The following is a 2,853-nucleotide window of genomic DNA, read 5'->3' as shown; positions in this document are numbered from 1 at the left end:
GCTGTGCATGTCGCCGACCACGAGGGGTTCACCGGTCGTGATCATGATGTTGCAGACGCTGCGGTTGCGCTCGATCCACGGCGCTATGGCATCGGAATTGACCGATTTCATCCACTGGTAATCGTCGTCGATGAAACCAATGAAGGCCACATCCGCGTCGTAGAACCGAGTCGCGAGGCGGGTCAACCGGTCGAATCGCTCGTCCTTCGGCGTATCGAGTATGTCGCACAGGGAAAGAAACTGGAGCCGGTCGGCTTCATTCGCGGGCGGAACAGGCGTCTGATACATCTCTCGTCCTTCGCAGGCCATTTCCCGCATACACGGCGAAAGCATGGTCCCGGTCAACACCTGGCGCGATGCGGCTTGCAGCGCTGGCTCTATGCGCGTCGATAGGTGATCGGCGTACCGTCGTCCGCCGTGAAGCGCAAGCCGACCCAGGCGGGGCCGTCGTCATACCAGGTCTCCAGCGAGACGGGTCCGGACAAGGCATACCGACGGGCAGTCACCGGTCCGGACGCCGTCTCGATCCGCTCCTGACCTCTGGGTGTCACGGTCGCACGGGTGAGTTCGCCCGTCTGGGTATTGATGAAAGGCCCATCGAGCATGCGGCGGTTCCAGTGGGTCGCCGGCAACGCGTTGGCAGGCGCCTGATACGAACCCGATGTCGTCGATTGGATGGCAAGTCCCTCACCCTTCCGCTCGCCCGAAACACGCAGTCGTTTGCCGTTGTCGTCCGTCTCGGCGTCGATCGAGACGACCACATCTCCTCGCCACGTCTCGGTCGCCCGGTGCGTGTAGCGATAGAGCGGCACCGGGCCGAGTTTCACGACCAGGTCCACCGCGATCTTGACCACCAATCCGCCGGTTGTGGGCGAGAATGTCAGCGCGTGCGTGCCGATGGAGGAACCCTTCCGAAGCACGCGGAAAGACAACGTCCCTCCGGGCGGCACCGGCAGAGCGGCCAGGCCATGCGACGGGGCGAGGATGAACGCGCCGCCGGCAATGACGAAATGCCGACGATCCATCATGGCCCGACGGCTCCATCATCATGGACGACGGCGTAGAGGCCGACATCGATGGCGCCGGCGCGGAAGCCACCCTCGCAGTAGCAGAGGTAATAGTCCCAGAGCCTGCGGAACGACTCGCCGAAGCCGAGTGCCTCGATCTGCGGCCAAGCGCGATGGAAGCGCATGCGCCATTCAGCGAGCGTGCGCGCATAGCTCTGTCCGAAACACTCCATCTCCACGAGCTTCAACCGCGCGCGTCCGATCTCGGCCTGCAAGGCCGTCTTCGATGGCAGCATTCCACCCGGGAAGATGTAGCTCTGAATGAAATCGGCACCCGCGCGATAATCGTTGAAGCGGTCCTCATTGATGGTGATGACCTGCAAAACCGCGCGGCCATCGCGCTTCAGGCGCTGGCGAATCCCATCGAAGTAAACTGGCCAGAACGCCTCGCCGACCGCTTCCAGCATCTCGATGGAGACGATGCGATCATATTGCCCCGAAACATCCCGATAATCCTGGAGACGGACGTCGATCTGATTCGCAAGACCGCTTTGCATAAACATCGTATGCGCGTGGAGGCGTTGCTCCTTCGACAATGTCAGCGCCGTGACCTGCGCGCCGCTGTCCCGCGCCAACTTCCTTGCGAGCGTGCCCCAGCCGCAGCCGACCTCGAGGACGGCATCGTCGCGTTTCGGGTCGAGAAGCGAGACGACGCGGTCGATCTTGGCGTCTTGGGCGCTCTCGAGCGTGAGGTCGTCTCGCGTATAAAGCGCCGACGAATAGGTCATGGTTTCGTCGAGCCACAGAGAATAAAAGTCATTCCCGAGATCATAGTGAAAGGCGATGTTGCGACGGCTTCCGGTGCGGGTATTGGCTCGAAGGAGATGTGTTGCGCGATTGACCCATCGCGCCACGGTGACACCGCGCATCAGACGCTGGAGCGCGGGGGAGTTGAGCGCCGCCAGCTCGATCAAAGCTGACAAGTCTGGGCTCGACCAGTCGCCGTCGATGTAGCCTTGTGCAAACCCCACATCGCCTTTCATCGCGAGGCGCCGCAGCCCGCGCCAACGGTGCAGAACGAGTATCGCCTCGGGTCCTTCGGCGCGGCCGACATGGCGAACCCGTTCACCGGACGGCGTTTCGACCACAAGCGTTCCGAATGCGATGTGGGCGAGAAGCTTGCGGAGAAACGACGGTCCAAGTCCGAAGAACGACTTGCGGCGCGCGCCGGGCACGGTCCGCGCCATGCTTTCGCTGGTGCCGTGAGAGGCCATGATCGCTTTCCTCATGAAACGGGTCGTGAAATCGTCGTGACGGGCGTGTCGGGCGGCGGCGGGCGACCGTGCAGACGCACGCCTTTCAGCCACAGGCGAAGCGCCTCGAAATGGATGCCGGCCACTACCTTCAACGTCAGCAGCGGATGCGTGGCAAAAATTGCAAGAAGCGATCGGTCCGATACGTCCCGTCGCTCGCCCACCAGCGACGCTGCGATGACCGGGCCGGCGCCATCGTCGCATTGAATTGAAACCGCAACCGTTTGTTCAGGCGGCTTGACGCGGAACGCATAGGTCAGTGCCATGTCGAGGAACGGCGACACGTAGAAGCGTTTCGGTGCATTGTGCCGCAATGCTTTGTCGCTCTCGTCGATGGCAACGAGATAGCTGTGATGCTGGCCGAAGGTATTGGACACTTCGTAGAAAATCGCTCTCAATGCCCCGCTTCGCGCGTAACAAAAATAGACGCTGAGCGGATTGAAGGCATAGCCGAGGATGCGCGGCATCGTCAGGAGGCGGATAGCGCCTCCATCGCACGCCACTCCCGCCTGCGCCATCGCGGCTTCCACGTC

At 62.2% G+C, this 2,853-nt stretch carries 4 protein-coding genes; all 4 read right to left on the bottom strand.

The annotated features are described in order from the left end of the window. Positions 1–288 (bottom strand): GAF domain-containing protein (locus AC1DT3_RS16995; RefSeq protein ID WP_477466415.1); only part of this gene is annotated, 288 nt, incomplete at its 3' end. A gap of 89 nt (positions 289–377) precedes the next feature. Continuing rightward, positions 378–1,028, bottom strand: a complete 651-nt coding sequence (locus AC1DT3_RS16990; protein ID WP_477466414.1) for a DUF6134 family protein — start codon at positions 1,026–1,028, stop codon at positions 378–380. After that, positions 1,025–2,281, bottom strand: a complete 1,257-nt coding sequence (locus AC1DT3_RS16985; RefSeq protein ID WP_477466413.1) for a class I SAM-dependent methyltransferase — start codon at positions 2,279–2,281, stop codon at positions 1,025–1,027. The genes AC1DT3_RS16990 and AC1DT3_RS16985 overlap by 4 nt, the downstream gene beginning before the upstream one ends. A gap of 11 nt (positions 2,282–2,292) precedes the next feature. After that, positions 2,293–2,853, bottom strand: a 561-nt coding sequence (locus AC1DT3_RS16980) for a DUF1365 domain-containing protein (protein ID WP_477466412.1), incomplete at its 5' end; no start/stop codon positions are given.

Source organism: Microvirga sp. P4_G7, from assembly GCF_056401005.1.
The sequence above is the reverse complement of the archived record's forward strand: the minus strand, read 5'-3'. Positions and strand labels throughout refer to the sequence as shown.